Source organism: Oleiphilus sp. HI0132 (genome assembly GCF_001635845.1).
In genome coordinates, this window is the sequence record NZ_LWGJ01000903.1 from 1 (window position 1) to 375 (window position 375).

Annotated in this window: 1 pseudogene; it reads right to left on the bottom strand. The window is 48.3% G+C overall.

Annotated elements, in window-relative coordinates:
• Positions 1 to 375, bottom strand: a pseudogene (locus A3766_RS30940) (lipase); the annotation flags it as partial.

A 375-nucleotide genomic window follows, 5' to 3' on the forward strand; every position in this document is an offset into this window, starting at 1 on the left:
CAAGAACGCATCTGAAATATCTAAAGCATTGGTAAATGTCGCATCACCACCCCATGAGTAGTAACGAATACCATTTACTTTAGATGCACCTTCACCACAACGTGAGCTAGGCTTTCCATCCGGGAATAAAGCGTTAAACTGGTTAGCGCCTGGCGATGTCATGAACGTTACTGAGGCCTTCGCATCCTGCGCATACTCAGGGTTGCCTGACAAGGCATCAATTACGTTACCAAGCAGATTAAGAGATCCTTCGACCAATGCTTCAAGGCCACCACCAACAGGAACGATACCGCGAGCAACATCAGCGAAGTCAGAACCAAAGTTCACCGCATTGATAGTCGTTACCGAAGCAACCAAGTCAGGTCTTACGCCCGC